This is a genomic window from Mannheimia varigena (assembly GCF_013377235.1).
GTDB lineage: Bacteria > Pseudomonadota > Gammaproteobacteria > Enterobacterales > Pasteurellaceae > Mannheimia > Mannheimia varigena.
This window is the reverse complement of the sequence record NZ_CP016226.1, coordinates 725,280-750,635: the sequence shown is the minus strand read 5'-3', so window position 1 is coordinate 750,635 and position 25,356 is coordinate 725,280. Positions and strand designations below refer to the sequence as shown.

Genomic DNA, 25,356 nt, shown 5'->3' with positions numbered 1-25,356 from the left:
ATTTCCTTTTTGTTAAGGGTTGATAATACATCGATAGCCGATCTCTAACTCAGCTATGACAGGAACTATAAATTCTAAAGAGAAAGCGGTCAAATATCAATAAAAATTTGCAATTTATTTCTAATTTGAGAAAGAGTATAATTAACAGCAATTTTTTATAAATAGTTAGGAATTTTAAATGATTGAATCAATGCACGAGCGGTCAAAGGGGCCTGTGTTTAAAATTGTTTTTGCCTTAATCTCTATTTCATTTGTGATTGGTGGGATTGGTACAGGTTTTATGGCTTCAGATAATTCTGTAGCTAAAGTTAATGGCGAAGAAATTAGCCAACAACTTTTTAATAATGCGGTTAATCGTCAACAAAATATTTTAAATACCGAAATGGGTAGCCGTTTTTGGGATTTAATGGACAACCCTGAATATGCACAACAATTTAATCAATCGGTGCTAAACAGTTTGATTGATGAAGAATTGTTACGCCAATATGCAAAAGACCTAAAGTTAGGCGTGAGCGCGGAACAAATTAAATCTGAAATCGTAAATAGCCAAATGTTCCAGCAAGATGGCAAATTTAGTAATGAATTATATCAACAAACCTTACGCCATAATAACTTAAGCCCTGATGCTTATGCAGCTATTGTGCACGAGGGGATGTTGCAATCCCAAATTCAAGAAGGGATTGTAAGCAGTGATTTTACCGTGCCGGCACAGCAAGAAACATTAGCAAAATTATTGCTACAACAACGTGAAGTGCGTTTGGCTGAGTTTTCAATTGCAAAAGAAATGGAAAATCAGACCGCTTCACAAGAAGAATTACAGGCTTACTATGATGCGAATAAAACTAAGTTATTAGCAGCTGAAAAATTAACAGTTGAATATGTAGTTCTTTCGCCAAAAGATGTTGAGAGCAAAGTGGATATTACCGATGAGCAAGTTCAAACCTATTATGATCGCAATAAAGGCGATTATGTTACTAAAGGTGAAGTTCATTTAGCCCATATTCAAGTCGCAACAGAAGCAGAGGCTCAAGCCGTTGAGCAAGAGCTGAAAAATGGTGCAGATTTTGCCACTGTGGCAAAAGCAAAATCAGCAGATACTCTATCAGCCAATAATGGCGGCGATTTAGGCTGGGCAAAAGCAGGAACATTTCCAAAAGCATTTGAAGATGCAGTAGCAAATTTAGAGGCAGGGCAAGTAAGCAATCTTGTTAAAGTGGATAACGCTTATCATATTATCAAAGTATTAGAACGCAAGCCTGAGCAAGCGATTGAGTTAGCCCAAGTGAAAGACAAAATTGCTCAAACGATTCGTCAAGAGTTAGTATTAACCGAATATTCAAATATCGCTCGTGAAATGGCAAACAGAGCTTTTGAAAATAATTCTTCACTGGAAGAAGTCGCAAAAGCCGGTAATGTGAAAGTTCAAAAAACCGAACAATTTACCCGTGCAAATGTGCCGGCTGCATTACAGAATGAGAAAGTATTAAAAGCGTTATTTGAAGGCGAGCTACGTCAAAATAAACAAAACTCTGATGCGTTAGATATCGGTACAGACAACGCCCCACAAACATTATTTGTGCGTGTGAGTGAGTACGAAGCAGAACGCCCACAAACGTTAGAAGAAGCAAAATCGGCGGTTGAAAACTTTGTGAAAGCAGAGAAAGCGGAGAAAGTATTATTAGCTAAAGCAGAAGAAAACGTAAAAGCGTTAAATGAAGGCAAATCAGCTGAGGTGAAATTTAATGCTTCACAAACATTAGTTTATATGCAGTCGGAAGTGGAAAATCCTGCCTTAGCTCAAACAGTGTTTGCAATGAAACAAGAGCAAAATAAACCGGCTTACCAAATTGCACGTAACCAAAAAGGTGATGTTGTGATTGTGGCATTGGATAAAATTGTAGAGGGGAATACGGAACAATTTAAAGCTCTTGCTCCACAATTTGAGCAAGCTAACCAACTAATGTTGCGTAATGAGCTATTAAAAGCCCTTCGAGCAAAAGCTTCTGTAGAAATTAATGACGAGTTTATGCAACAAAACTCATCACGATAGTCTAAGTTTTGATTAAGTAAAAAAGCACTCAGTTTTGTTTAAGACGGAGTGCTTTTCCTATATAATAACGTCGAAATATCGTTGTTTGAGAAAGTGTTTGTGGAAATCGTTATTAATTTTGCCATCTATCTCCAGTTCTTTATTGGTTTATTTGCCATCGTCAATCCTTTTGGTTCTTTACCTATTTTCTTCAGTATGACTGCTCATCAATATGAGGGGGAGCGAAACCGTACTAGCCTTATTACTGCCGTTTCTATTGGTGTGATTTTATTGGTCAGTCTTTATTTTGGAAACCTAATTCTAAATGCCTTTAGCATTTCACTTAGTTCTTTTAGAGTAGCGGGTGGGATTCTGATTGTCAGTATAGCAATGACGATGATTAGTGGTAAACTAGGCGAGCACAAGCAAAATAAAGAAGAGAAAAACGAAGATATTACTGAGTATGAAAATATTGGTGTTGTGCCACTGGCTATGCCAATTATGGCAGGACCGGGAGCAATAGGCTCAACCATTGTATGGGGAACACGTTATCACACTTGGGAAGACTATGTTGGCTTTAGTATTGCCATCATTATTTTTGCATTTATTTGTTATATCTTATTCCGTTACTCAGCACCATTAGTTAAAAAATTAGGCAAAACGGGATCAAATGTAGTTACCCGTATTATGGGGCTAATTCTAATGGCTCTTGGTATTGAAATTATAGTGGCAGGTTTGACAACATTGTTCCCTGCACTTCTTGTTAAATAACTTATTTTGGTGGGATGCTTATGTTAAAAGTTTTACAAGTGGTTAAAATTGCAAAAAAATTCACAAAAATGACCGCTTGCGTTTTGCTGATCACCTCTTGTGATAAATTAAATAGCCCGAAACCAGTTTCGCAGTCACCTACCGAGACCCAACCAAGTAGCTCTAAACTTAAGCGTGCTATCTATTCTGCAGTTTTTCAGCTTGATCCGCATAAAGTTAAAGTTTCCGCTGATGCTGCACCTCTACGAGATCTATTAATCGGTTTAATGGCATACAACGTAAAAGGCAATGTTGTACCAGCCATTGCACAAAATTGGTTTACTGAAGATGAAAAGTCGTGGTTATTTATTTTAGACGATAAAGCTGCTTGGTCGAACGGTAAAGCTGTTACCGCACAAGATTTTGTCGCAAGCTGGCAACGTTTGATTGACCCGACCAATCATTCTTTATTGGCAAAATATCTGGTTTATATGGGGGTTGAAAATGCCAAAGCGATTGCAGAGCAACAAAAGCCTGTGTCAGAATTAGGGGTAGTAGCATTAAATGATCATACGCTACAAATTCGCCTTAACCAGCCAAATCGTCAATTGCCAGAAATGTTGGCACACGTCGCATTACTGCCGACTTATCAAGGTAAAATCCCTAATACTACAGATTTTATTAGCAATGGAGTTTACCAAATCAAACAAATAGCGGATAAAAAACTTGTTCTGCAAGCGCGTTCTGAAGATGTAGCGTTTCAAACCGTCGAGTACAATTTAATTACGACTATTCAAAATTATTCGCCATTTGATATTGTGGAAAATCCGCTATCAAGCCAGAAAACTAATGTAGTTAAGCTTCCTCGTTTATGTTCATATTATTATGAATTTAATTTTAACGACGAACAGCTTAGTAAGAAAGAAGTTCGTGAAGCATTAAGAGCAATGGTTGCTTCGGCAAATATTGGGCAAGCTTATGGGGTTCCAAGCCAATCGGTTATTCCACATAGTTTAGTAAAAGATCGAGAAAAACAATGGCAGCCAATCATTGTTGAGAAGCTGTTAACGAAAGCAGGTGTGAGTTTGCATAATCCTTTAAAACTCACGTTGTTATATGATGATAGTGAGATGAATAGTAATATTGCAAACCAGATTACTCGCACATTATCACAATCAGAACTGTTTAATATCACGCCTAGACCGGTGGATTGGCAGACGGCTAACAATTTACGTGAGCAGAAAGATTATCAGTTAATACGCTCCGGTTGGTGTGCAGATTACCCTGATCCACTCATTTTTTTACAGAAATTTCATTCAGAGAGCCCGGATAATCACTCTGGCTATAAAAACGATTTAGTTGATGAAAAGTTAAATCAATTACAAACAGAAACGCTCAACGAAGAGCAGCGCTCACTCTTGATTAAGGAGATTAACGACCAGCTTTATAACGATGTTGCAGTATTACCGTTATTTCAGTATCAAAACCGAGTAGGCGTAGTTTCCTCCCTTTGGGGTATTGATTTAAGTAACGATAGCGAAGTAATTTATAGCAAGGATTTAAAACGAATTTCAGAACAAAAGGATTAATCCAATGAACCAATTGACAGAAAAGCAACTTGTTGAAATTAAAAGCATTTTACAACAATTTGCTCACCCAACGTTGCAAAAAGATCTTATTGCCCTTAATGCTTTTAAAAAGGCAGAGCTGGGTGGTGGAACTTTACGAATTGAAATTACAATGCCTTTTGCGTGGAACAGCGGTTTTGTTGCGTTAAAAGCCGAAACCGAAGAAAAGCTCAAGCAAGCAACGGCTGCAAGCGGTATAAAATGGGTGTTAAATTACCAAATTGCCACCTTAAAACGTGCTAACAAGCACCCAGCGGTAAATGGAGTAAAAAATATTATTGCGGTAACCTCTGGTAAAGGCGGGGTGGGGAAATCAACCACTTCGGTAAACCTTGCGTTAGCGTTGCAAGCACAAGGGGCAAAGGTAGGGATTTTAGATGCGGATATCTATGGTCCGTCTATTCCACATATGCTTGGTGCGAAGGACCAACGCCCGACTTCACCTGATAACAAACATATCACACCAATTACGGCTCACGGTTTGCAATCAAATTCTATTGGTTATTTGATGGAAGAAGATAACGCAACTATTTGGCGTGGACCGATGGCAAGTAGTGCATTAAGCCAACTGTTAAATGAAACGTGGTGGAATGAATTAGATTACTTGGTGATTGATATGCCACCGGGTACGGGCGATATTCAGCTTACACTTTCCCAACAAATCCCCGTAACAGGAGCAGTGGTCGTTACCACACCACAAGATATTGCATTATTAGATGCGGTAAAAGGCATTTCAATGTTTGAAAAAGTCTCTGTGCCGGTGTTGGGAGTGATTGAAAATATGTCAATGCACATTTGCTCGAATTGCGGACATCACGAAGCCATTTTCGGTACAGGCGGAGCAGATAAAATTGCTCAAAAATATGGTACGAAAGTTTTAGCACAACTGCCATTACACATTCGCCTGCGTGAAGATTTAGACCGCGGTGTACCAACCGTTGTGGCTGCACCGGAACACGAAATCAGCCAAGCCTATTTAGCCTTAGCTGAAAAAGTGGCTGCTGAGCTTTACTGGCAAGGTAGTGTTATTCCGTCTGAAATTATGATCCGTGAAGTGAAATAATTTTTTGCAAAAATAAACGGAAAATATACCGCTTGCAGCTGTGGTGATTTGCAGGCGGTATATTTTTATTGTGCTGAGTAACCTTTCAAAACCGCTTGCCAATTTTCTTCATTAAATAGAATATTCAATCGCCCTTGCTCTTTTTTAAATGAACGCAACAGTCTATCTAAATTACTCTGTTTCCAACTTTCACCTTGCTCAATGCCACATTTGTCAAAATCAATCAGCCAAAATCTCCCCTCATTACCGAGCAAAATATTATGAATATTCAAATCAGAATGATGGACTTGATGGTTATGCAAACGGCGAATGAGTTTTCCGATCTGTTCATATTGCTCATTTGAGATAGCTTGAGATTGCAAAATCTTGCTTAAATCCTGCGTATTTTCCAGTTTTTCCAGCATAATGTCGGCACGATAGCAACATAACGATTTTTCTACTTTGATTGCAACAGGGCGAGGTACTGGTAATCCCCAAGCTAACATTTGTTGCAATAAGAAAAATTCTTTATAAGCACGGGTATTTTCAAAACGGGTAAAAACATAGCTATCTTTAATGAATTTCCCAAACAAACCACCACGATAATAATGGCGTAGTACCACATTAATGCCGAGTTCCGGAACTGTGTTTAAAAACCACGTTGTGCCACGCCCTTTAGAAAAGCCTAACAAGCGGTCAGAATTTTCAAAATTTTTGCAACTAAAAAGGCTTTGCACAAATTCCGCCTGATCTTTGGAAATTAAGTCGGCATTGAAAAGGTAATGAATATTTCGCATAGTTATAGAATCGTTATGGCTGAAATAGCCCATTTTAGAGCTATTTTTTTTGATGTCAATTTGTTAGAATCTGCGGCTTACATTTGAGAGGAAAACCAATGACAACGATCTCGCCCGAATTAAAAAATGCGGAAAATCAGCTTTCGCCGGAAGCGCAAAAAGTTCGACAAGCCTTATTGGCAAAGGGCATTGAAACGCCCACTGTTGCACATCAAAAAGATAAAGACAGTCGCCGTGAGGAAATTCAGCACCATATGAAGGCGGTGTTAGAGCTGCTGGGCTTAGATTTAACCGATGACAGCTTAGAAGAAACGCCGCATCGCTTAGCGAAAATGTATGTGGACGAGATTTTCAGCGGCTTAGATTATGCGACTTTCCCGAAAATTACCAACATTGAAAATCGAATGAAAGTCAGCGAGATGGTGTTAGTTGATGATATTACCCTTACCTCAACTTGCGAACACCATTTTGTAACTATTGATGGCAAAGTTGCAGTTGCTTATTACCCGAAAAAATGGGTGATTGGTTTATCTAAAATCAACCGTGTGGTGCAGTTTTTCGCTCAGCGTCCACAAGTGCAGGAACGTTTTACTGAGCAGATTTTAACCGCATTCCAAACCATTTTGGAAACCGATGATGTGGCGGTGTATGTAAAAGCAACACACTTCTGCGTAAAATGCCGAGGCGTAAAAGACACCAACAGCTACACCGTGACCTCTGCTTTTGGCGGCGTGTTCTTAGAAGACAGAGAAACCCGCAAAGAATTTTTAGGTTTATTAAATAAGTGATTGTAGGGGCGAAACATCTTTCGCCCTTATTTTTTCGCTTTTATTTTAGGATAAAAAATGAAAATCGCATTAGGTATTGAATATGATGGCAGCCGTTATTTTGGCTGGCAGCGTCAAGAATCTGTGGAAAGCGTGCAGCAAAAATTAGAACAAGCACTTTCTGTTGTTGCCAATTCGCCGGTGGAAGTGTTTTGTGCTGGCAGAACCGATGCTGGCGTACACGGTACGGGGCAAGTGGTTCATTTTGAAACTGAAGTAAATCGGCCGCTGCAAAGCTGGTGTTTCGGCACTAATGCTCATTTGCCGGATGATATTGCGGTGAAATGGGCAGTGGAAGTCAGTGAGGATTTCCACGCTCGTTTTAGTGCCACCGCTCGCCGTTATCGCTATATTATTTTCAACAGCAAACTGCGTTCCGCCATTTTGCCAAAAGGCGTTACCCATTTCCATTTTCCGCTTGATGAAACCAAAATGCATCAAGCAGGGCAGCATTTACTGGGCGAAAACGATTTTTCCTCATTCCGTGCGGCGAAATGCCAATCGAATACGCCGTGGCGAAATATCCACCATTTAAATGTTTCCCGACAAGGTAATTATGTGATTGTGGATATTCAGGCTAACGCTTTTGTGCATCATATGGTCAGAAATATTGTCGGCACTTTGCTTGAAATCGGGCAGGGCAGACAGCCGGTAGAATGGGCAAAATGGGTGCTAGAGCAACGAGATAGAGAAAAAGCTGCTCCCACAGCCAAAGCGGAAGGTTTGTATTTGGTAGAAGTGCATTATCCGGAACATTTCGGTATTCCGAAAACTGCATTAGGCCCCCTGTTTTTGGCAGATTAATTAAGGCAAGCGGTTGAATTTGTAAATTTTTTTGCAAATTCAACCGCTTGAATTATTTCAACAATCTTTGGCTATTCAGCACTACTGTAATAGAGGACAATGTCATCGCAATCGCAGCAATCATCGGGTTGAGTAACCAACCGGTAAACGGATAAAGCACTCCCGCAGCGACAGGAATCGCAACGATATTATAGAAAAAAGCGCCAAGCAAGCTCTGTTTCATATTTTGTAGCACACGTTTTGAGAAAGGGAAGATTTGGCTCACCGGTTCTAATCCGCTTTTCATTAGGGAAAGATCGGCGGTTTCCACTGCAATATCCGAGCCGTTGTGCATCGCAATACCCACATTCGCTTGAGCAAGGGCTGGAGCATCATTAATGCCATCGCCAATCATTGCGACCTTTTTTCCTTCAGCTTGCAACTGACGAATTTTTTCGGCTTTTTGCTCCGGTAATACTTCAGCAATCACGCCATTTAAGCCCAACTCTTTAGCAAAATAGTCAGCCGTTTCTTGGCGATCGCCTGTAAGCATCAAGCATTGATAACCTTCAGCTTGGAACTGTTGGATTGTAGATTTTGCTTCAGGACGAAGTTGGTCTTGCAGCGAAATTCTACCAACAACTTCATCATTAACTGCAACATAAATAAGTGTGGCAGTACAAGCGGTGGTTTTTTCCAAAAAATTTACAAATACGGCATTGCCGATTTTAATTTTATCTTCTCCCACTTTGCCTTGAATGCCTAATCCTTTCTCCACTTGAATTTCACTTACCTCGCAAGTGGTCTGATTTTCCGCAAATTTTACAATCGCCTTCGCAATAGGGTGAGAGACGTGTTGCTCTAAACTTTTGGCAAGAGCAATCAAATGATTTTTATCAAAATCATTGAACGTAATAACTTCCGTAACCTCCATTTGCCCGGTGGTAAGCGTACCGGTTTTATCGAAAACTAAAGTATCAATTTCGCTCCCTGCTTGTAAGGCTTGAATATTTCTGACCAATACGCCAAATTCTGCCGCACGAGCTACACCCGCAATGGTGGAAAGCGGAATGGCTAATCCCAACGCACAAGGGCAGGCAATGATTAATACGGTGGTAAAAATGGAAAGTACAAAGGCGAAATCTTGCCCGACAAAAAGCCAAATCAAGGCAGCAAGTAAAGCGATAGAAACCACCACAGGCACAAACACAGCGGCGACTTTATCGACAAATTGAGCCAGTGGAGGCTTACTACTTTGAGCGTGGCGAACGGCATTAATTACACGGGCGAGAGCGGTTTGAGAGCCAACTTGTTCGGCAATGTAAATACCTGAGCCATCTTGAACCAGCGTACCGGCTCGGACTTTATCGCCTATTTTTTTCTCAATCGGTAATGCTTCGCCTGTAAGCATTGATTCATCAACCCAAATTGAGCCGCTTGCTAAAATACCATCAACCGCAATACGATCACCCGTTAAGGCTTGCACTCGCATTGCAGGCTTAATGCCTTTCGCCGGAATGGTTTTTGCAATATTTTCTTCAAAAATGACCGCTTGTTTCGGGGCGAGATCGAGCAATTTTTCCAATGCAAGGGAAGAGCGTTGTTTGGCTTTAAGTTCAAGATATTTCCCTAAATTGATAAAGCCGATAATCATCACACTCGCTTCAAAATAAACGTGAGCATTCGGCTGTGGAAACAGCGTAAGCCAAAGTGAATAAAGCCAAGCCGTGCCGGTGCTGATTGCCACTAGCACGTTCATATTGGCGGATCTGTTTTTAAGGGCATTACAAGCCCCCAAAAAGAACTCTCTGCCTGAAAAATACATTGTAGCAACAGTGATAATAGACCAAACCAACCAAAGCGAACGGTTGTTTTCGGTAACCAACATACCTTTATAAAAGCCAAATAAGACCAACGCAAAGCCAACAATAAGAGCCACGATAAATTGTGAACGCTTATGACTTAGCACACGTTTAGTTTGAGCTTGCTGTTTGGCTCTGCGTTCTTCCTCGCTTTCTAATAGTTCTGCCCCAAAACCAATTTTAGTCACCGCAGCAATAAGGGCTTCCGAAGGGGCATTTCCTTGCACAAAAGCGGTTTGATCGGCAAGATTAACAGAGGCAAAACGGACGTTTTCTACTTTAAGTAACGCTTTTTCAACTCGCCGAACACAAGCGGCACAATGCATTCCGTCAATTAAAAGTTGTTGTTCGGTTATCATCACGCTAATTTCGCCTCAAATCCAATATCTTCAACGGCGGCAATTAAATCTTCAGCGACAACATCGCCTTGGACTATCGCCGTTTGATTTTCTAAGGTTACGATGGCTTGCGTTACGCCTGCTACTTCATTTAAAGCCTTTTCGACACTTTTCACACAGTTGCTACAATGTAATCCGTCTAGTTGTAATTTGATTGTCATACTAAGCTCCTATTTATCTTTATGGGTTATCATTATGAGTGTTGAAAATGGTGGTTGAGGCATCTTTTTTCAGTAACAACACATCATATTTTTCTTTCACGCCATTGTGTTTTGGTTGATCCATACCCAGTGAACCAATCGGCATTTCAGGTACAATTAATCCAAGGGCATCGGCAGGTTTTTCAGCCAATAAACGTTTAATATCTTCGGCAGGAACGTGCCCTTCAATCAAATAGCCATCAACCATTGCACTATGACAGGCTTGTAATTTTGGTTGTAAGTTAAGTTTTTGATGGAGTGCTTGATTTCCTGTGTCATTGGCTTTCACGTCAAAACCGTTCTCTTTTAAATGATCGATCCAGAAATTACAACAACCACAAGTTGGTGTTTTCCATACTTCTACTGTTGATTGAGCATAAGCCAATGAAAATAGTGCAGTTGCAGCCCATACACTTGCAGTTTTAAACAGTTTTGATTTCATACAATGCTCCTAGTAACAAACTAAAAAATGACAAATCGATAATTTGCGTATATGCTAAACCCTAACCTTAGGTTAAAGTCAAGAGGGGAAAATGAATATCAGCCAAGCTGCCGAAAATACAGGATTATCCACCAAACAAATTCGAGACTATGAAAAAGCAGGATTGCTTCCAGCACCAATTCGTACACAGTCTGGCTATCGTTTTTATAATGAAGCTGATTTAGATCGATTGTTTTTTATTTGTAATGCAAGAAAAGTCGGCTTTTCTCTTGTGCAAATTGCCGAATTATTGAAACTAAACGACAACCCAAACCGCACCAGTCGAGAGGTAAAACAGCTTACAGAACAACACATTGTAGAGCTGGAACAAAAAATAAATGACTTAAACGAAATGCTTAAATTACTTAGAAGCTGGAGCCGCACTTGCTGTGGCAACCACAGCCCTGAGTGCTCGATTTTGAATGGGTTGAGAGATCATTGAGCCGACAAGCGGTCTAATTTTCCTAAAACTTTGCAAAACAGGCTAAATTTTCTTAAAATTCAGCCTTATTTTATTTTGTAGCCTAAGAGAAAGAATAATGTCAGAAAAACGCTATGGGGCGGATGAAATTACCGTTCTGAAAGATCTTGAGCCGGTGCAGCTTCGTCCGGGGATGTACACCGATACCACTCGCCCAAACCATTTGGGGCAAGAGGTGATTGATAACAGTGTGGACGAAGCGTTGTCGGGCTATGCTGATAAAATTGACGTTATTCTGCACGCTGACAACTCGCTTGAGGTGATTGATAACGGGCGTGGTATGCCGGTGGATATTCATTCCACCGAGAAAATTTCAGGCGTTGAGCTGATTTTGACGAAACTGCACGCCGGCGGTAAATTCTCGAATAAAAACTATACTTTCTCAGGTGGTTTACACGGCGTGGGGATTTCGGTGGTGAACGCCCTTTCCGAACGTGTGGAAATTCAGATCAAACGTGGTGGTGAGGTCTATTCCATTGCTTTTGCCAACGGGGTAAAAGTGGAAGAACTGACGGTGATCGGCACTTGCCCGAAAAAGCAAACCGGTACTACCGTGCGTTTTTATCCAAACCCGAAATATTTCGACAGCCCACGTTTTTCGGTAAGCCGTTTACGCCATTTACTGCGTGCCAAGGCGGTGCTTTGCCCGAAACTCACCATCAATTTCATTGATAAAATCAACAATACTGAAGAAACATGGTATTACGAAGACGGATTATCCGATTATCTAACCGAAGCGTTAAACGGCTATGAAATCGTGCCAAATCCACCGTTTATTGGCGATGTGACGGCGGATACTGAAGCAGTTAGCTGGGCTTTAACGTGGCTGCCTGAAGGTGGCGAATTAGTAGCGGAAAGCTATGTGAACTTGATCCCAACCGCACAAGGCGGCACGCACGTTAATGGTTTGCGTAACGGCTTGCTTAAAGCGATGGTGGAGTTCTGCGAAATCCACAACCTGTTGCCGAAAGGCTTGAAACTGACCGCTGACGATGTTTGGAACCGTTGTGCTTATGTGCTTTCACTCAAAATTCAAGAGCCACAATTTGCAGGACAGACGAAAGAGCGTTTATCTTCTCGCCAAGCCTCAAACTATGTGGATAACACTTTAAAAGATGCGTTTAGTTTGTGGTTAAATCAAAATGTGCAAACCGGTAAATTGATCGCAGAAATGGCGATTAGTTCCGCTCAGAGCCGTTTGCGTGCAGCGAAAAAAGTGGTACGTAAAAAGCTGGTAAGCGGACCGGCTCTGCCGGGTAAATTAGCGGATTGTACTGCACAAGATTTAAGTCGCACTGAGCTTTTCTTGGTGGAAGGGGATTCTGCCGGCGGTTCGGCAAAACAGGCTCGTGATAAAGAGTATCAAGCCATTCTCCCTCTACGTGGTAAAATTTTAAATACTTGGGAAGTATCATCAGACCAAGTATTAGCTTCACAAGAGGTTCACGATATTGCGATTGCATTGGGAATTGATCCGGATAGCGATAATTTAGAGGAATTACGTTATGGCAAAGTTTGTATTCTTGCCGATGCGGATTCAGACGGTTTGCATATTGCAACCTTACTTTGTGCTTTATTCCTCCGTCATTTCCCACAATTAGTGAAAAACGGGCACGTTTATGTGGCAATGCCACCGCTTTATCGTATTGATATTGGCAAAGATGAAGTGCATTACGCCTTAGATGAGAGCGAAAAAGAGGCGATTTTAGCACGTTTATCCAAGAAAAAAGGCAAGCCGAATGTACAACGCTTTAAAGGTTTGGGTGAAATGAACCCAAGTCAATTGCGTGAAACCACGATGGATCCGAGTACTCGCCGTTTAGTGCAACTCACATTTGATGAAAGTGTGGATGTAGAAGAGGGCGAGGTCAGTACCTTTGAAATTATGGATATGTTGCTTGGCAAGAAACGAGCAGAAGATCGCAAACAATGGCTACAAAACCGAGGCGATGAGGCGGATTTAGCGGTTTAGTGCATTACAAGCGGTAAGATTCTGTTAATAATTTGCAAATAGGTATAGTGTTTCAGCACTATGCCTATTTTTACGCTTTCTTTTTCTTTAATTTATCCCACACTTTATCTTCCTGCCCACGCCATAAACGTTGAATATTGTCGTGGTGGCGGTAGACCAACAAACAACATACTAAGGCAACAGGGAAAGTAAATTGTGGTTCAAACCACCAAATATAAAACGGTACAAGTAGGGCAGTTAGCACTGCACTTAAAGATGAGTAGCCGGAAATCAAAAACACCAAAAGCCAAGTACAAATTGCTCCACCGGCAACAATAAAGCTCAACGGAGCCATTGCCCCAAAGGCAGTAGCAACGCCTTTTCCTCCACGGAATTGGAAGAAAATCGGGAAAATATGCCCTAAACAGACCGCTAACGCCACAAAGCCAAGTTGTGAAGGCGTGAGGGCGAAGTAAATCCCCATCGCAACCGGCAATGTGCCTTTTAAAATATCAAATAGCAGCACGCCAAGTGCGGCACTTTTACCCCCGATTCTTAGCACGTTAGTGGCTCCAGCATTATGCGAGCCACTTTCTCTCGGGTCTGGCAAGCCAGCGAGTTTGCAAAAAATAATCGCGCTAGAGATGGAACCTAGCAAATAGGCAATCAAGATCAATAAATAGGGAATTAAATTCATAAATTTTCCTGATCAAATTTATCTTGTGCTATATTTTACAGAATTTCCAGAAATATAACAGGACGAAAAATGAGTGATAAAGTGTTTATTCGAGAGTTAACCGCATTTGCCTCTATCGGAGCGTATGATTGGGAACACACTATTAAACAACGTTTGGTGTTTAATATTGATATGGCGTGGGATTTTTCTAAAGCCGTAGAAACAGATGATGTACAGTATTGCTTAAATTATGCGGAAGTGTCGGAAAAAGTACTACATTTTGTAGAGTCTCAGCCGTTTAAATTAGTGGAAACTGTTGCATATCAACTGGCGGAATTATTACAAAAAGAGTATCAACTTTCTTGGATTCGCATTGAGTTACATAAACCTAAAGCAGTTGCTCAGGCAAGTAGTGTTGGGGTAATTGTGGAACGAGGTTACTAATAAGATTTCACTAAAGAATTTTTTATTATACTGGTTATAGCTAGGAAATTCACTTACTATAAAAATATTAACTGGAGGTAGTAATATGTTTCGTACAGAAATTTCAGAACGTTTTGAGCAATTAATAGCAGAAAAAAATTGTGAAATTACGAAAGCCGTGATTGAACAACTAATTAGGCAAGATTTTCATGGGCAATTATCTTACGAGATTGTTGATGAATTATGTAGCCAATTTAAACGTTCTCGTATTGAATTGGCCCTATTTTGTGTTTCAATTGCAGCGTGCTATGCGATTACGCCAGTCTCTCATTTTAATGTTGGAGCGGTAGCAATTGGAAAACGAGGGGATTTCTACTTTGGTGCTAATCAAGAGTTTGCAAGGGAAGCAATACAACAAACTGTGCACGCAGAACAAAGTGCAATTTCTCACGCGTGGCTTGCAGGTGAAACATTAATTACTGATATTGTCGTAAATTATACCCCTTGTGGACATTGTCGACAATTTATGAATGAACTCAATGGTGCAGAAAATCTAAAAGTACATTTACCTCACAGTCAAGATAATTTACTCCATAGCTATTTACCTGATAGCTTTGGGCCTAAAGATTTAGGCGTTGAAAGCGTATTTTTTAATGAGCAACCTCAACAATTTGAGATGAAAGGGGATAAATTGCAACAAGCAGCTATTGCAGCAGCGAATTGCTCTTATGCTCCGCATAGCAAATCTTTTAGTGGCGTTGCATTGCAGGTTGGAGAGCGGATTATTACAGGGAAATATGCCGAAAATGCGGCGTTTAATCCTACTTTGTTACCCTTGCAATGCGCGTTAAATTATCGCCTGTTATTAGGCTTAGCGGATATACCAATTAGCCGTGTAGTACTTGCAGAGGCTAAAGGCTCATTAAGTAGTAAATTGATGACAAGTTCAATGGTTGATTCTATATTAGGATTAAAATTAGAGTATATCTCGTTATAAATTGACTTTTTATAGAAAACTTGATAAGACTCATGTTTTTATTATGACGAAGTTTGTTTAATTTCTTGTTTTAGATATAGTTAGCCTTTAGTTACTAAGGCTTGTGAGGTTTGTATGGAAAATACACCATTAGTTGAACCAAATAAAAATAGACGCAATACCTTTATTTTTATTGCCGATATTATTTTGTTTTGTATTCTATTAAATACATTACCTTTTTCACTAGAAGCGAATAAAGGCTTAGCTCTATTAGCTTTTATTTCAATTTTATGGCTGACAGAAGCACTACATGTAACAGTAACAGCGTTGTTAATTCCTATTTTATCGGTTTTTTTAGGTTTAGTTAAACCAAAAGATGCATTAGCCTCTTTTGCTGATCCTACAATTTTCTTATTCTTTGGTGGCTTTGCTTTAGCAACTGCATTACATATTCAAAAATTAGATCGCCTTATTGCAAATAAAATAATGACATTAGCTAGAGGTAAATTATCTGTTGCATCCATTTATTTATTTTCAGCTACTGCATTTTTATCAATGTGGATGAGTAATACTGCGACGGCAGCAATGATGTTACCGCTTGCAATGGGCATTTTAAGTGAGTTAGATCCGAAACAGAATCATAATACTTATGTATTTGTACTGCTAGGAATTGCTTATAGTGCGAGTATTGGTGGTATGGGAACGGTAATTGGTAGCCCTCCAAATGCAATTGTGGCTTCCCAGCTTCATCTAACATTTGCAGACTGGATGAAATATGGTTTGCCAATTATGTTAATGTTATTGCCGCTGATGATCGCTATTTTATATGTGATTTTTAAGCCAAACTTTTCTGTTAAATTTGAACAATCTTTTGAGAAGATTGAGCTAAATCGCTCTCGTATTATTACTTTATCTATTTTTACGGTAATTGCATTAGGTTGGATTTTTGGTGATAAATTAAACCCATTTATTGCAAATTTATTAGGTATTCAAGGCAAAATTGCGAGCTTCGATGCAATGTTAGCACTTGTTGCAGCAGCACTGATTTGTATTACTCGTGTCGCAAATTGGCAGCAAATTCAAGAGAATACAGAATGGGGTGTTTTATTCTTATTTGGAGGAGGCTTAACTCTAAGTGCTGTATTAGGGCAAACAGGAGCAAGTAAAATTATGGCTGATGGCGTTGTTTCTTTGATTGAAGGTGGGCATTTTTATGTGATTGGCTTAATTGTTGCTGCATTTATTATTTTCTTAACCGAAGTAACTTCTAATACCGCGAGTGCTGCTTTACTTGTACCAATCTTTATTTCGATTGCTCAAGCCCTCAATATGCCGCCATTAGGATTAGCTTTGATTATTGGCTTAGGTGCTTCTTGTGCATTTATGTTACCAGTTGCAACGCCACCAAATGCGATTGTATTTGGTACAGGTAAAATTAGACAAACTGAAATGGTTAAAGTTGGTTTTTGGCTAAATATTATTTGTGTGTTTGTTATTGCAACAGTCGGTTATCTATTCTGGTTATAAGTATTCCCAAATATAACAAAGCGAGCATAATGGCTCGCTTTGTATTTTTTGATTTTGAATGGAAAAGGTTATTTCCCCCAAACTTCTTCCGCAATTTCTTTAATTAAGTTTAATTTTGCCCATTGTGCCGCTTCAGTTAAGATATTACCTTCTTCGGTTGATGCAAAACCACATTGTGGTGATAAACATAACTGGTTAATCGATACAATTTGAGCGGCTTCTTTAATACGCTCGATGATCGTATTTTTATCTTCCAAATCACCAAATTTCGAGGTAATTAAACCTAACACTACTTGCTGATCTTTAATATGACGTAACGGCTCGAACGTGCCTGCACGCTCGGTATCATATTCTAAGAAGAAGCCATCAATACGACACTTACCGAATAATGTTTCAGCAACAGGACCATAGCCACCTTCCGAGAACCAAGAAGAACGGAAGTTACCACGACAAATGTGCATTGTAATAGACATATCTGCCGGTTTTGCATCAACAATACGGTTTAATAATGCTACGTAGTTTTCAGCAAGTTGAGTTAAATTAATACCTCTTTCTTCAAACTCTTTACGTTTGTTTTCTGCACAGAGCTGCCCCCAGCTTGTATCGTCTAATTGTAGATTGCGCAACCCCATTTCATAGAATTTATGCATTGCTTTGATGTAAGCATTAGCAATATCATCATAGAGTTTTTGCTCATCTTGATATTGTGGGAGAGGCTGATAATTTTCATCACGAATACAGCAAACAAGATGTAGCATTGTTGGTGCTGGAATAGTGAATTTAGTTGGATAATCGCCGGCAGCTTCTTTTAAAATACGGTAAGCATCAATAAAAGAGTGATTGTCAGAGAAATCGATATCGCCTACGATTTTTACGGTTTGGCCTTTTGGCTTATGACCTGTGAAATTTACATTAAAGACTTCGGTTTCCTGCCAATCCATACCTTCAAGTTCAGCTAAGAAATCCAAATGCCACCAAGTACGGCTGAATTCACCGTCAGAAACCGCTTTTACACCGTGCTGTTTTTGCAATTCAACTAGCTTTTTAACTTCTTGGCGAGTAACTTCTCTAAGCTCCTCACGGCTGATTTTTTGCTGATTGAAATCTTCTCTTGCTTGCTTCAACACATCAGTACGCAAAAAACTTCCCACAATATCATTGCGATAAGGGGCTTGAGTACGAACAGTTGCTTCTGGAAATAATTGGCTCATAAATCACTCCTTGTAATTGTATTGGTTATAAACACCATTAATCATAGCAAAAATAGTAATAAAAAACCCTTCATTAGCTTATGAAAATTAATGAAGGGCAATATGAAAATTTTTACTATGCAAGCGGTTATATTTTGCCAATTTTTTGCAATTTTTAACCGCTTGTTAACGCTATTACTGAGTTGCCACAATTCGCCCGTCTTGGTAATCCACCGTTACAGGTTTATTTGGTAATAATTTACCGCTTAAAATCTGTTGAGCAAGTGGATTTTCAAGCTCTTGTTGAATTGCACGTTTAAGTGGTCTTGCTCCAAATAATGGGTCAAAGCCTGCATTGCCGATATGATCTAAAGCTGCATCGGTTACGATTAGGCTATAACCACGTTCTGCTAAGCGAGTAATTAAGCGTTGTAGCTGAATTTTCGCAATCGAGCGGATATGCTCTTTTCCTAACGAGTGGAACATTACTGTTTCATCAATACGGTTAATAAATTCAGGGCGGAAATGGTGTCCAACAACTTCCATTACCATCTCTTTAACCGCATCATAGCCTTTATGTGCATTCTCTTGAATGAGGTGCGAGCCTAAGTTTGATGTCATAATCACAACGGTATTACGGAAATCCACGGTTCTGCCTTGACCATCGGTTAAACGCCCGTCATCTAGCACTTGCAGTAAAATGTTAAACACATCAGGGTGGGCTTTCTCCACTTCGTCAAGTAGAACTACAGAGTATGGACGACGGCGAACCGCTTCGGTTAAGTAACCACCTTCTTCATAGCCCACATAGCCCGGAGGTGCTCCTACTAAGCGAGATACGCTGTGTTTTTCCATAAACTCAGACATATCAATACGCACCATTGCATCAGGGTCATCAAACAAGAAGTGGGCTAATGTTTTGCTTAATTCCGTTTTACCCACGCCGGTCGGGCCTAAAAATAAGAACGAACCAATCGGTTTATTCGGATCAGAAAGCCCTGCACGGCTACGGCGAATCGCATTTGCCACCGCATCAACCGCTTCATTTTGCCCGATAACACGAGCGTGCAATACCTCTTCCATACGAAGGAGTTTTTCCTTCTCGCCTTCCATCATCTTAGAAACAGGAATGCCAGTCGCTTTTGAAAGCACTTCGGCAATTTCTTCTTCGGTTACTTTAGTGCGAAGTAATTGCGTTTCTGCATTTTTTTCGCCATTTTCGACCGCTTGTAACTGCTTTTCTAAGTTTGGAATCACGCCATATTGCAACTCAGACATTTTCTCAAAGTTGTTCTCACGGCGAGCTTGATCCATCGCAATGCGAGCGTTTTCCAACTCTTCTTTAATGTGTTGCGTGCCAAGCAAGGTGGACTTTTCCGCTTTCCAAATTTCTTCCAGCTCCGAATATTCACGCTCTTTGGCTGCCATTTCTTCGTCTAATTTCGCTAAACGTTGACGGCTGGCTTCATCTTCCTCTTTTTGTAACGCTTGGCGTTCCAATTTGAGCTGAATAATACGGCGTTCTAATTTATCCAACGGCTCCGGTTTGGAATCAATTTCCATACGCAGACTTGAAGCTGCTTCATCAATCAAGTCAATCGCTTTATCTGGTAATTGGCGGTCAGATACATAACGGTGCGAAAGTGTTGCAGCTGCCACAATGGCTGGGTCTGTAATTTGCACGTGATGATGGATTTCATAACGCTCTTTCAAACCACGCAAAATTGCAATGGTATCTTCCACCGTCGGTTCATCAACTAACACTTTTTGGAAACGGCGTTCAAGGGCGGCATCTTTCTCAATGTATTGACGATATTCATCAAGAGTAGTTGCCCCAACGCAGTGTAATTCGCCTCGAGCAAGGCTTGGTTTGAGCAAGTTACCAGCATCCATTGCCCCGTCGGTTTTACCTGCTCCCACCATTGTGTGAATTTCATCAATAAAGAGGATCACTTGTCCTTCTTCTTTGGCAAGTTCGTTTAAAACGGCTTTTAAACGCTCTTCAAATTCGCCACGATATTTTGCCCCGGCAATTAATGCGCCCATATCAAGAGAAAGTACACGTTTGTTTTTCAAACCTTCCGGCACTTCGCCATTGACAATGCGTTGAGCCAATCCCTCTACAATTGCTGTTTTACCTACGCCCGGTTCACCGATAAGCACGGGGTTATTTTTTGTACGGCGTTGTAACACTTGTACGGCACGACGGATTTCTTCATCACGCCCGATAACCGGATCTAACTTACCAGATTTGGCTCGCTCGGTTAAATCAATCGTATATTTTTTCAATGCTTGGCGGGTTTCTTCCGCATTTTGATTATTCACGTTTTCTCCTCCTCGAATTTGGCTAATTGCTTGGGTGACTTTTTCTTTGCTCAAGCCAAATTTTTTCCATAATTTTCCTAAATCGCCATTATCCTCAATGCTTGCCAACACAAACAATTCAGAGGAAATAAAGCTATCGCCAAATTGCTGTGCCAACTTGTCTGATTGATTTAACAATCTCACTAATTGTTGTGAAACCTGTGTGTTTCCACCTTGCACTTGCGGCAAGCGGTCTAAAATGGCTTGCAATTCGCTAATCAAGGTCTGCACATTGATATTTAATGCTGTAAAGAGTGGGGCAACAGAACCGCCATCTTGTTTCACTAACGCATATAGTAAATGGGCAGGTTCGATATAAGGGTTATCTTTTCCAACCGCAAGCGATTGGGACTCTGCCAACGCTTCTTGCAGTTTTGTGGTCATCTTCTCAAAATTCATATTTACTCCAGAATCTATTTATTTTTAATAATGAATTAAGCGGTGTATAAACGGCTTAACCTTTAACGATGTTATAAATAGTGTTTGTCAAGCACTTTTCAAGTAAAAATGTGAAAAAGATCACAAAAATAAATGAAATAACTCGCTATGGGTAGTTTAATGTTAAAAATTTGATAAATATCAATTCATTTTTATTTCACTTCATTTACACTTCTCTAAAGTTTACCTCGTTATAGGTAATCTGATTATTTTTGAGGAAATTAAAATGAAAAAAACAACTTTAGCAATTCTTTTAGGTAGCACTTTATTAGCAGGTTCAGTAATGGCACACCAAGCAGGCGATACAATGTTTCGTTTTGGTGCGGTACACGTGCAAGCAAATTCAGAGTCTAACACCGTTACGCCGGTTAAGATTGATTTAAAAGTAAAAAATAATACTCAACTTGGTTTAACCGCAACTTATATGTTAGCGGACAATGTCGGTATTGAATTATTAGGTGCAACGCCGTTTTCTCACAAAATTAACGGTAAAGTGCCTGCGTTAAACTTAGATTTAGGCAGAGTAGTGAGCTTAAAACAATTACCGCCAAGCCTTTATGCTCAATACTATTTCTTTGAGCCAATGGCAAAAGTAAAACCTTACGTTGGTGCAGGTATTAACTATACTCGCTTCTACCACGCTAAATCAGTTCACGCAGCAGTTACTAATTTAAATGTGAAAAAACACTCTTTCGCACCTGTAGCTAACTTAGGGGTAGATGTGAAATTAACTGACAACATCTACTTCAACGCAGCAGCGTGGTACACACGTATTAAAACCACAGCGAAATTTAAAGCGTTAGGGTTAGATCACGAAGTAAAAGTGAAACTTGACCCTGTTGTATTATTCGCAGGTTTTGGTGTGAAATTCTAATGCATATATCACTTAGAATGGTATAAGTCTCAAGAACACCTAAAGAAAAAGACTGTTTCTGCTATTAGCAGATTCAGTCTTTTTCTTTAGGTGTTTTTGATATTATCTGTGATTGAGATTCTGTTTTCGGTAGAGTTTATTACAGGGAATGCTGTCATTATTACCATCTAGTTCTTTCCAACCGCATTGCTGAAAGTAGAGTTTAGCTAGTTCAAAGTCCCCAATTTTGTTACAACTGAGTTTGGTTTGGCAGTTGACAATTGAGGAGGCATTTGCAAAATTCTTAGCTTTTTTAACCGCTTGTTGAGGCAGTTGATTATGTATTTTTCGCCATTCTGATGGATTAACTGGTGAGTAATCTTGCCATAGTCCGATTTTTCTCGATTGGGCTTGCTGTTGGGCATTGTTGTACTCTTTTTTAGTAGTGTATGCCCAAGCCATTCCAGATTCTACCAATTTTAAGTTGATATTTTCATTATTGTAATAAACAACTGCCAACATTCGTTGATAGCGGTCATAACCGTAAACTGTTAAGGTTACATTCTTACTGAAAATAAAGTTAGCTAAAGTTTGTTTGGCTTTACTTCCGTAAGCTTGCGCTTGTTCTGGTGCATCAATATACTGTAGCCGAACTTTTATTTGAGCTTTATTAAGCAAACAGGTTAGGGTATCACCATCGCTAATACTGACTACTTTACACTGCAGTTGTCGCTCTGCCGTATAGGCGGTAGAGAATAAGAGGTAAAAAATAATAGAATAAAGAAATTTCATAAACAAAAAATATAGGGCGGTGTTAATGCCCTATATTTTATCCATATTTATAGTATTTTGTCTTTTTTAAGACGATGAAAGAAATCCTTTGTTTCTCCAATAATGACTTTACGTAGTGCGATAAGTGCAATTAAGTTAGGGAATGCCATTAAACCGTTTACAATATCGGCGATTGTCCAGATGGTATCGAGTTGTAAAAACGGGGCGGCGGCAATTAACGCAATAAATAAAATGCGATAGAGCTTGATATATTGGGTTCGCCCACGTGTTAAATAGACAAAACAACGTTCACCATAATAGCACCAGCCTAAAATAGTGGTGAATGCGAAGAAAACTAAGCCAACCGTTACAATAATCGCACCAAATGAGCTGTCTAAGCCTTGAGTAAAGGCAGTTGTAGTGAGAGCTGCACCTTTAATATCGCCTGTCCAAGCACCTGAAATGACAATAACCAGACCTGTCATTGTGCAGACAATAATGGTATCTAAAAACGTGCCTGTCATTGAAATTAATCCCTGTCTCACCGGTTCTTTGGTTTGGGCTGCGGCTGCAGCAATCGGGGCTGAGCCTAAGCCTGATTCATTCGAGAAAATACCGCGTGCTACACCAAGCTGAATGGCTTGCATTACAGTAAAACCAAATGCACCGCCTAATGCCGCTTGCGGATTAAAGGCGGCGTGAACAATAGTAACGATAGCTTGTGGTACTTTTTCGGCGTTGAGAATAATTACACAAAGTGAAGCAACAACATAAGCGATAGCCATAAATGGCACAACAATGGTTGCTATTTTAGAAATACGTTTTACACCGCCAAGAATAATTGCCGTAACAATCAGCGTTAAAATAATAGCACTAAAGAGAATTGGTACATCGAAGGTACTTTCTAAGGCGTGTGTAATCCCATTTACTTGTGGGAAAGTTCCAATACCGAGTAACGCCACTAATACCCCAAAAAAAGCAAAGGCTTTAGCGAGCCAACGCCATTTTTTCCCCATACCTAATTCGATATAGTACATCGGTCCGCCGGCAATAAAGCCTGCTTTATCTTTAGTACGATATTTAATCGCAAGCAAGCCTTCGGCGTATTTAGTTGCCATACCAAATAGGGCGATGAGCCACATCCAAAATAATGCACCCGGGCCGCCTGAATGAATTGCGGTAGCAACGCCAACAATATTCCCTGTACCGATAGTCGCTGCAAGGGCAGTAGCAAGGGCGGCAAAAGCGGAGATGTCTCCTGATTGTCCTTTTCCTTTTTCAGGTTTGAACATATAAACGAACGCTCGCCCAAGCTGGCTTAATTGAATGCCTTTTAAGGCAAGAGTCAGATAAATCCCTACGCCTGAAATTAAAATCAGAAGCGGTGGACCCCAAATAAAACTGTTGATTTGATTAAGAATGGTGTCAATTGACATTAAGTGTTCCTCGTAAAAATTGCTTACAAGGAAAGAAAAGGAATGCTAGAACAAGCGGTTAAAAAACGGAAATTTTTTGCAAAAAATCAGCAAAAAACAACCGCTTGTATTATATAACTTTTCTCCCCTGTCCTTTTGCCTGAGCGTTTCACACATTGCTGCATTTTCGCCTTCGGCGGCTGATTTTTCATCAGCTCTCTCCAAGGGTTCGTCCAGTAACAGTCCTCGCAACATAGTCGCACCTGAAAGAGTTTACCTCGTCGGTGAAATGTTAATTCATTTCTCTCCAGCTACCTTCATCCGAACAATCTGATTTATTTCAGTTTGTGAAATAAAAAAGAGTTGCCAAATTCTAGCAACTCTTTTTCGCTCGTCAAGTTATTTAGTGATATTTTTTGCCTCTTGGCACTTCTTCTAAATCGCTGAACAGTACAGCATATTTTTTCGTTTCTTTATTTGATTCTAATGCTACTTTACACGCCATAGTTAAAGGTACAGAGAGTAGCATTCCCACCGCCCCAAGCAGCCAGCCCCAGAACAGAAGTGAAAGAAATACGACAAGTGTTGAAAGCCCCAATTTCTTACCCATTAAACGAGGCTCTAAAGCATTACCGATCACCATATTAATGGCAACCATACCAATTAATGTTCCTAACCCGATTGAAAAACCATTTAGCACGAGAGCCTGAATAACAATAGGAATGCCTGCCAAAATTGAACCGATATTTGGCACATAGTTAAGTAAGAAACTAAACATTGCCCATAAAATCGCATATTGGACATCTAACGATGTTAATAATATCCATACACAAATACCTGTAAGTAGGCTAACAAAAGTTTTTACGCCCAAATAGCCTATCACACCTTCTAATACTTGATTGATGTACTCTTTTTCGTTGCGTAAATCATCATCTTCACTTAATGCTAGGGCCAGTTTATATTTTGCGACAGGCATTTCCATTAGCATAAAAATAACGATTAAGAAAACCACAAAGATATTTGATAATGTGCCAGAAAGGCCTACCAATAGTGAGCTGACGAAATTCATAATTGAACTTGGGTCAAATTTACTCATCAGTTCATCTTGAGAAATACTAATTGGTAAATTCCATTTTTGTGCAAATTCGACCAGAACACTAACACGGGTTGAGAGCTGTGTTTTATATTGTGGTATTGAGCTAGTAAATTCTTGCAATGAGCTATTAATAATGCCTGCAAAAAAGGTAAAACCCAACAAAATGACTATCAGCAAGAGTGTAATTGCTAACCATAGCGGAATTTTTCGCTTCGTCATAAAATTAATCATTGGCGAGCAAATAATTGCAATGAAAAGTGCGAGCAGAAATGGCATTACAATCTCACTAGACAATTTAATACCGGCTAAAATAATAATGATCGCAGCGATAGATACTAAACTGCGGCTAGATGAAAGTATCATAAATATCCTTTTACAAGCGGTCGAAAATAGTCAAT

General features: G+C 39.8%; 22 protein-coding genes and 1 riboswitch. Of the genes, 12 read left to right on the top strand and 10 right to left on the bottom strand.

Going from position 1 to position 25,356, the window contains the following annotated elements; translation table 11 throughout:
- Positions 1–178: 178 nt before the first annotated feature.
- From A6B40_RS03360 to apbC, 4 genes are all read left to right on the top strand, one after another.
- On the top strand, positions 179–2,050 hold the full coding sequence (locus A6B40_RS03360; RefSeq protein ID WP_176671561.1) for a SurA N-terminal domain-containing protein: 1,872 nt from the start codon (positions 179–181) through the stop codon (positions 2,048–2,050).
- Positions 2,051–2,149: 99 nt separating this feature from the next.
- Positions 2,150–2,800, top strand: coding sequence for a YchE family NAAT transporter (locus tag A6B40_RS03355; RefSeq protein WP_025247997.1), 651 nt, complete (start codon positions 2,150–2,152; stop codon positions 2,798–2,800).
- Between the two features lie 20 nt (positions 2,801–2,820).
- Positions 2,821–4,368 carry a peptide ABC transporter substrate-binding protein gene (locus A6B40_RS03350; protein WP_176671560.1) on the top strand — a complete coding sequence of 516 codons (1,548 nt, stop codon included), beginning with the start codon at positions 2,821–2,823 and terminating at the stop codon, positions 4,366–4,368.
- A 4-nt stretch (positions 4,369–4,372) separates the two neighbouring features.
- Positions 4,373–5,470 (top strand): iron-sulfur cluster carrier protein ApbC, encoded by a 1,098-nt coding sequence (apbC, locus tag A6B40_RS03345; protein WP_176671559.1) that lies wholly within the window; start codon positions 4,373–4,375, stop codon positions 5,468–5,470.
- Between the two features lie 65 nt (positions 5,471–5,535).
- Here the strand turns inward: apbC and A6B40_RS03340 are convergent, their stop codons facing one another.
- Positions 5,536–6,246, bottom strand: coding sequence for a 3-deoxy-D-manno-octulosonic acid kinase (locus A6B40_RS03340; protein WP_038644354.1), 711 nt, complete (start codon positions 6,244–6,246; stop codon positions 5,536–5,538).
- Positions 6,247–6,344: 98 nt separating this feature from the next.
- Between A6B40_RS03340 and folE the strand changes: the two genes are divergently transcribed.
- Positions 6,345–7,034 carry a GTP cyclohydrolase I FolE gene (gene folE / locus A6B40_RS03335; RefSeq protein ID WP_025247993.1) on the top strand — a complete coding sequence of 230 codons (690 nt, stop codon included), beginning with the start codon at positions 6,345–6,347 and terminating at the stop codon, positions 7,032–7,034.
- 57 nt (positions 7,035–7,091) lie between these two features.
- Positions 7,092–7,877, top strand: coding sequence for a tRNA pseudouridine(38-40) synthase TruA (truA, locus tag A6B40_RS03330; protein WP_176671558.1), 786 nt, complete (start codon positions 7,092–7,094; stop codon positions 7,875–7,877).
- A gap of 52 nt (positions 7,878–7,929) precedes the next feature.
- Here truA and A6B40_RS03325 read toward each other — a convergent pair whose 3' ends face one another.
- From A6B40_RS03325 to A6B40_RS03315, 3 genes are read right to left on the bottom strand one after another with little or no spacing between them, the layout of a single operon-like run.
- Positions 7,930–10,077 (bottom strand): heavy metal translocating P-type ATPase, encoded by a 2,148-nt coding sequence (locus A6B40_RS03325; RefSeq protein WP_176671557.1) that lies wholly within the window; start codon positions 10,075–10,077, stop codon positions 7,930–7,932.
- Positions 10,077–10,277 carry a heavy-metal-associated domain-containing protein gene (locus A6B40_RS03320; RefSeq protein ID WP_176671556.1) on the bottom strand — a complete coding sequence of 67 codons (201 nt, stop codon included), beginning with the start codon at positions 10,275–10,277 and terminating at the stop codon, positions 10,077–10,079. Before A6B40_RS03320 ends, A6B40_RS03325 begins: the two co-directional genes overlap by 1 nt.
- A gap of 19 nt (positions 10,278–10,296) precedes the next feature.
- The gene (locus A6B40_RS03315) at positions 10,297–10,758 is read right to left on the bottom strand and encodes a DUF411 domain-containing protein (protein ID WP_176671555.1); all 462 of its coding nucleotides are present in this window, start codon (positions 10,756–10,758) and stop codon (positions 10,297–10,299) included.
- A gap of 91 nt (positions 10,759–10,849) precedes the next feature.
- Here A6B40_RS03315 and A6B40_RS03310 point away from each other — a divergent pair, with 91 nt between their 5' ends.
- Both A6B40_RS03310 and parE read left to right on the top strand, forming a co-directional pair.
- Entirely contained in the window at positions 10,850–11,239 is a 390-nt protein-coding gene (locus A6B40_RS03310; RefSeq protein WP_176671554.1) for a Cu(I)-responsive transcriptional regulator, read from the top strand.
- A gap of 97 nt (positions 11,240–11,336) precedes the next feature.
- The gene (gene parE / locus A6B40_RS03305; RefSeq protein WP_176671553.1) at positions 11,337–13,250 is read left to right on the top strand and encodes a DNA topoisomerase IV subunit B; all 1,914 of its coding nucleotides are present in this window, start codon (positions 11,337–11,339) and stop codon (positions 13,248–13,250) included.
- A gap of 70 nt (positions 13,251–13,320) precedes the next feature.
- Here the strand turns inward: parE and plsY are convergent, their stop codons facing one another.
- On the bottom strand, positions 13,321–13,926 hold the full coding sequence (gene plsY / locus A6B40_RS03300; protein ID WP_025217713.1) for a glycerol-3-phosphate 1-O-acyltransferase PlsY: 606 nt from the start codon (positions 13,924–13,926) through the stop codon (positions 13,321–13,323).
- A 69-nt stretch (positions 13,927–13,995) separates the two neighbouring features.
- On the opposite strand from plsY, the gene folB reads away from it, so the two are divergent.
- From folB to A6B40_RS03285, 3 genes are all read left to right on the top strand, one after another.
- Positions 13,996–14,349, top strand: a complete 354-nt coding sequence (gene folB / locus A6B40_RS03295; protein ID WP_025217712.1) for a dihydroneopterin aldolase — start codon at positions 13,996–13,998, stop codon at positions 14,347–14,349.
- An 85-nt stretch (positions 14,350–14,434) separates the two neighbouring features.
- The gene (gene cdd / locus A6B40_RS03290) at positions 14,435–15,325 is read left to right on the top strand and encodes a cytidine deaminase (protein WP_176671552.1); all 891 of its coding nucleotides are present in this window, start codon (positions 14,435–14,437) and stop codon (positions 15,323–15,325) included.
- 114 nt (positions 15,326–15,439) lie between these two features.
- Positions 15,440–16,831 carry a DASS family sodium-coupled anion symporter gene (locus A6B40_RS03285; RefSeq protein ID WP_176671551.1) on the top strand — a complete coding sequence of 464 codons (1,392 nt, stop codon included), beginning with the start codon at positions 15,440–15,442 and terminating at the stop codon, positions 16,829–16,831.
- Between the two features lie 68 nt (positions 16,832–16,899).
- Here A6B40_RS03285 and A6B40_RS03280 read toward each other — a convergent pair whose 3' ends face one another.
- Positions 16,900–18,042, bottom strand: a complete 1,143-nt coding sequence (locus tag A6B40_RS03280) for a 5-methyltetrahydropteroyltriglutamate--homocysteine S-methyltransferase (protein WP_176671550.1) — start codon at positions 18,040–18,042, stop codon at positions 16,900–16,902.
- 174 nt (positions 18,043–18,216) lie between these two features.
- Positions 18,217–20,784 carry an ATP-dependent chaperone ClpB gene (gene clpB, locus A6B40_RS03275; protein ID WP_176671549.1) on the bottom strand — a complete coding sequence of 856 codons (2,568 nt, stop codon included), beginning with the start codon at positions 20,782–20,784 and terminating at the stop codon, positions 18,217–18,219.
- Positions 20,785–21,049: 265 nt separating this feature from the next.
- Here clpB and A6B40_RS03270 point away from each other — a divergent pair, with 265 nt between their 5' ends.
- Entirely contained in the window at positions 21,050–21,697 is a 648-nt protein-coding gene (locus tag A6B40_RS03270) for an OmpW/AlkL family protein (RefSeq protein WP_176671548.1), read from the top strand.
- 102 nt (positions 21,698–21,799) lie between these two features.
- On the opposite strand, the gene A6B40_RS03265 is transcribed toward A6B40_RS03270, so the two are convergent.
- The 3 genes from A6B40_RS03265 to A6B40_RS03255 form a co-directional block, all read right to left on the bottom strand.
- Entirely contained in the window at positions 21,800–22,468 is a 669-nt protein-coding gene (locus A6B40_RS03265) for a thermonuclease family protein (protein ID WP_176671547.1), read from the bottom strand.
- Positions 22,469–22,515: 47 nt separating this feature from the next.
- A complete protein-coding gene (locus tag A6B40_RS03260; RefSeq protein WP_176671546.1) occupies positions 22,516–23,883 on the bottom strand; it encodes an alanine/glycine:cation symporter family protein in 1,368 nt (455 codons plus the stop codon).
- A 117-nt stretch (positions 23,884–24,000) separates the two neighbouring features.
- A riboswitch (glycine riboswitch) is annotated at positions 24,001–24,097 on the bottom strand.
- 168 nt (positions 24,098–24,265) lie between these two features.
- Entirely contained in the window at positions 24,266–25,321 is a 1,056-nt protein-coding gene (locus A6B40_RS03255) for an AI-2E family transporter (protein WP_025217704.1), read from the bottom strand.
- Positions 25,322–25,356: the final 35 nt, after the last annotated feature.

Coding starts and splice junctions, on each gene's coding strand:
- A6B40_RS03325 (WP_176671557.1), bottom strand. CDS start 10,077: ATGATAACCGAACAACAACTTTTAATTGACGGAATGCATTGTGCCGCT.
- A6B40_RS03360 (WP_176671561.1), top strand. CDS start 179: ATGATTGAATCAATGCACGAGCGGTCAAAGGGGCCTGTGTTTAAAATT.
- A6B40_RS03340 (WP_038644354.1), bottom strand. CDS start 6,246: ATGCGAAATATTCATTACCTTTTCAATGCCGACTTAATTTCCAAAGAT.
- truA (WP_176671558.1), top strand. CDS start 7,092: ATGAAAATCGCATTAGGTATTGAATATGATGGCAGCCGTTATTTTGGC.
- folB (WP_025217712.1), top strand. CDS start 13,996: ATGAGTGATAAAGTGTTTATTCGAGAGTTAACCGCATTTGCCTCTATC.
- apbC (WP_176671559.1), top strand. CDS start 4,373: ATGAACCAATTGACAGAAAAGCAACTTGTTGAAATTAAAAGCATTTTA.
- A6B40_RS03255 (WP_025217704.1), bottom strand. CDS start 25,321: ATGATACTTTCATCTAGCCGCAGTTTAGTATCTATCGCTGCGATCATT.
- plsY (WP_025217713.1), bottom strand. CDS start 13,926: ATGAATTTAATTCCCTATTTATTGATCTTGATTGCCTATTTGCTAGGT.
- folE (WP_025247993.1), top strand. CDS start 6,345: ATGACAACGATCTCGCCCGAATTAAAAAATGCGGAAAATCAGCTTTCG.
- A6B40_RS03315 (WP_176671555.1), bottom strand. CDS start 10,758: ATGAAATCAAAACTGTTTAAAACTGCAAGTGTATGGGCTGCAACTGCA.
- A6B40_RS03280 (WP_176671550.1), bottom strand. CDS start 18,042: ATGAGCCAATTATTTCCAGAAGCAACTGTTCGTACTCAAGCCCCTTAT.
- A6B40_RS03265 (WP_176671547.1), bottom strand. CDS start 22,468: ATGAAATTTCTTTATTCTATTATTTTTTACCTCTTATTCTCTACCGCC.
- cdd (WP_176671552.1), top strand. CDS start 14,435: ATGTTTCGTACAGAAATTTCAGAACGTTTTGAGCAATTAATAGCAGAA.
- parE (WP_176671553.1), top strand. CDS start 11,337: ATGTCAGAAAAACGCTATGGGGCGGATGAAATTACCGTTCTGAAAGAT.
- A6B40_RS03260 (WP_176671546.1), bottom strand. CDS start 23,883: ATGTCAATTGACACCATTCTTAATCAAATCAACAGTTTTATTTGGGGT.
- A6B40_RS03350 (WP_176671560.1), top strand. CDS start 2,821: ATGTTAAAAGTTTTACAAGTGGTTAAAATTGCAAAAAAATTCACAAAA.
- clpB (WP_176671549.1), bottom strand. CDS start 20,784: ATGAATTTTGAGAAGATGACCACAAAACTGCAAGAAGCGTTGGCAGAG.
- A6B40_RS03285 (WP_176671551.1), top strand. CDS start 15,440: ATGGAAAATACACCATTAGTTGAACCAAATAAAAATAGACGCAATACC.
- A6B40_RS03310 (WP_176671554.1), top strand. CDS start 10,850: ATGAATATCAGCCAAGCTGCCGAAAATACAGGATTATCCACCAAACAA.
- A6B40_RS03320 (WP_176671556.1), bottom strand. CDS start 10,277: ATGACAATCAAATTACAACTAGACGGATTACATTGTAGCAACTGTGTG.
- A6B40_RS03270 (WP_176671548.1), top strand. CDS start 21,050: ATGAAAAAAACAACTTTAGCAATTCTTTTAGGTAGCACTTTATTAGCA.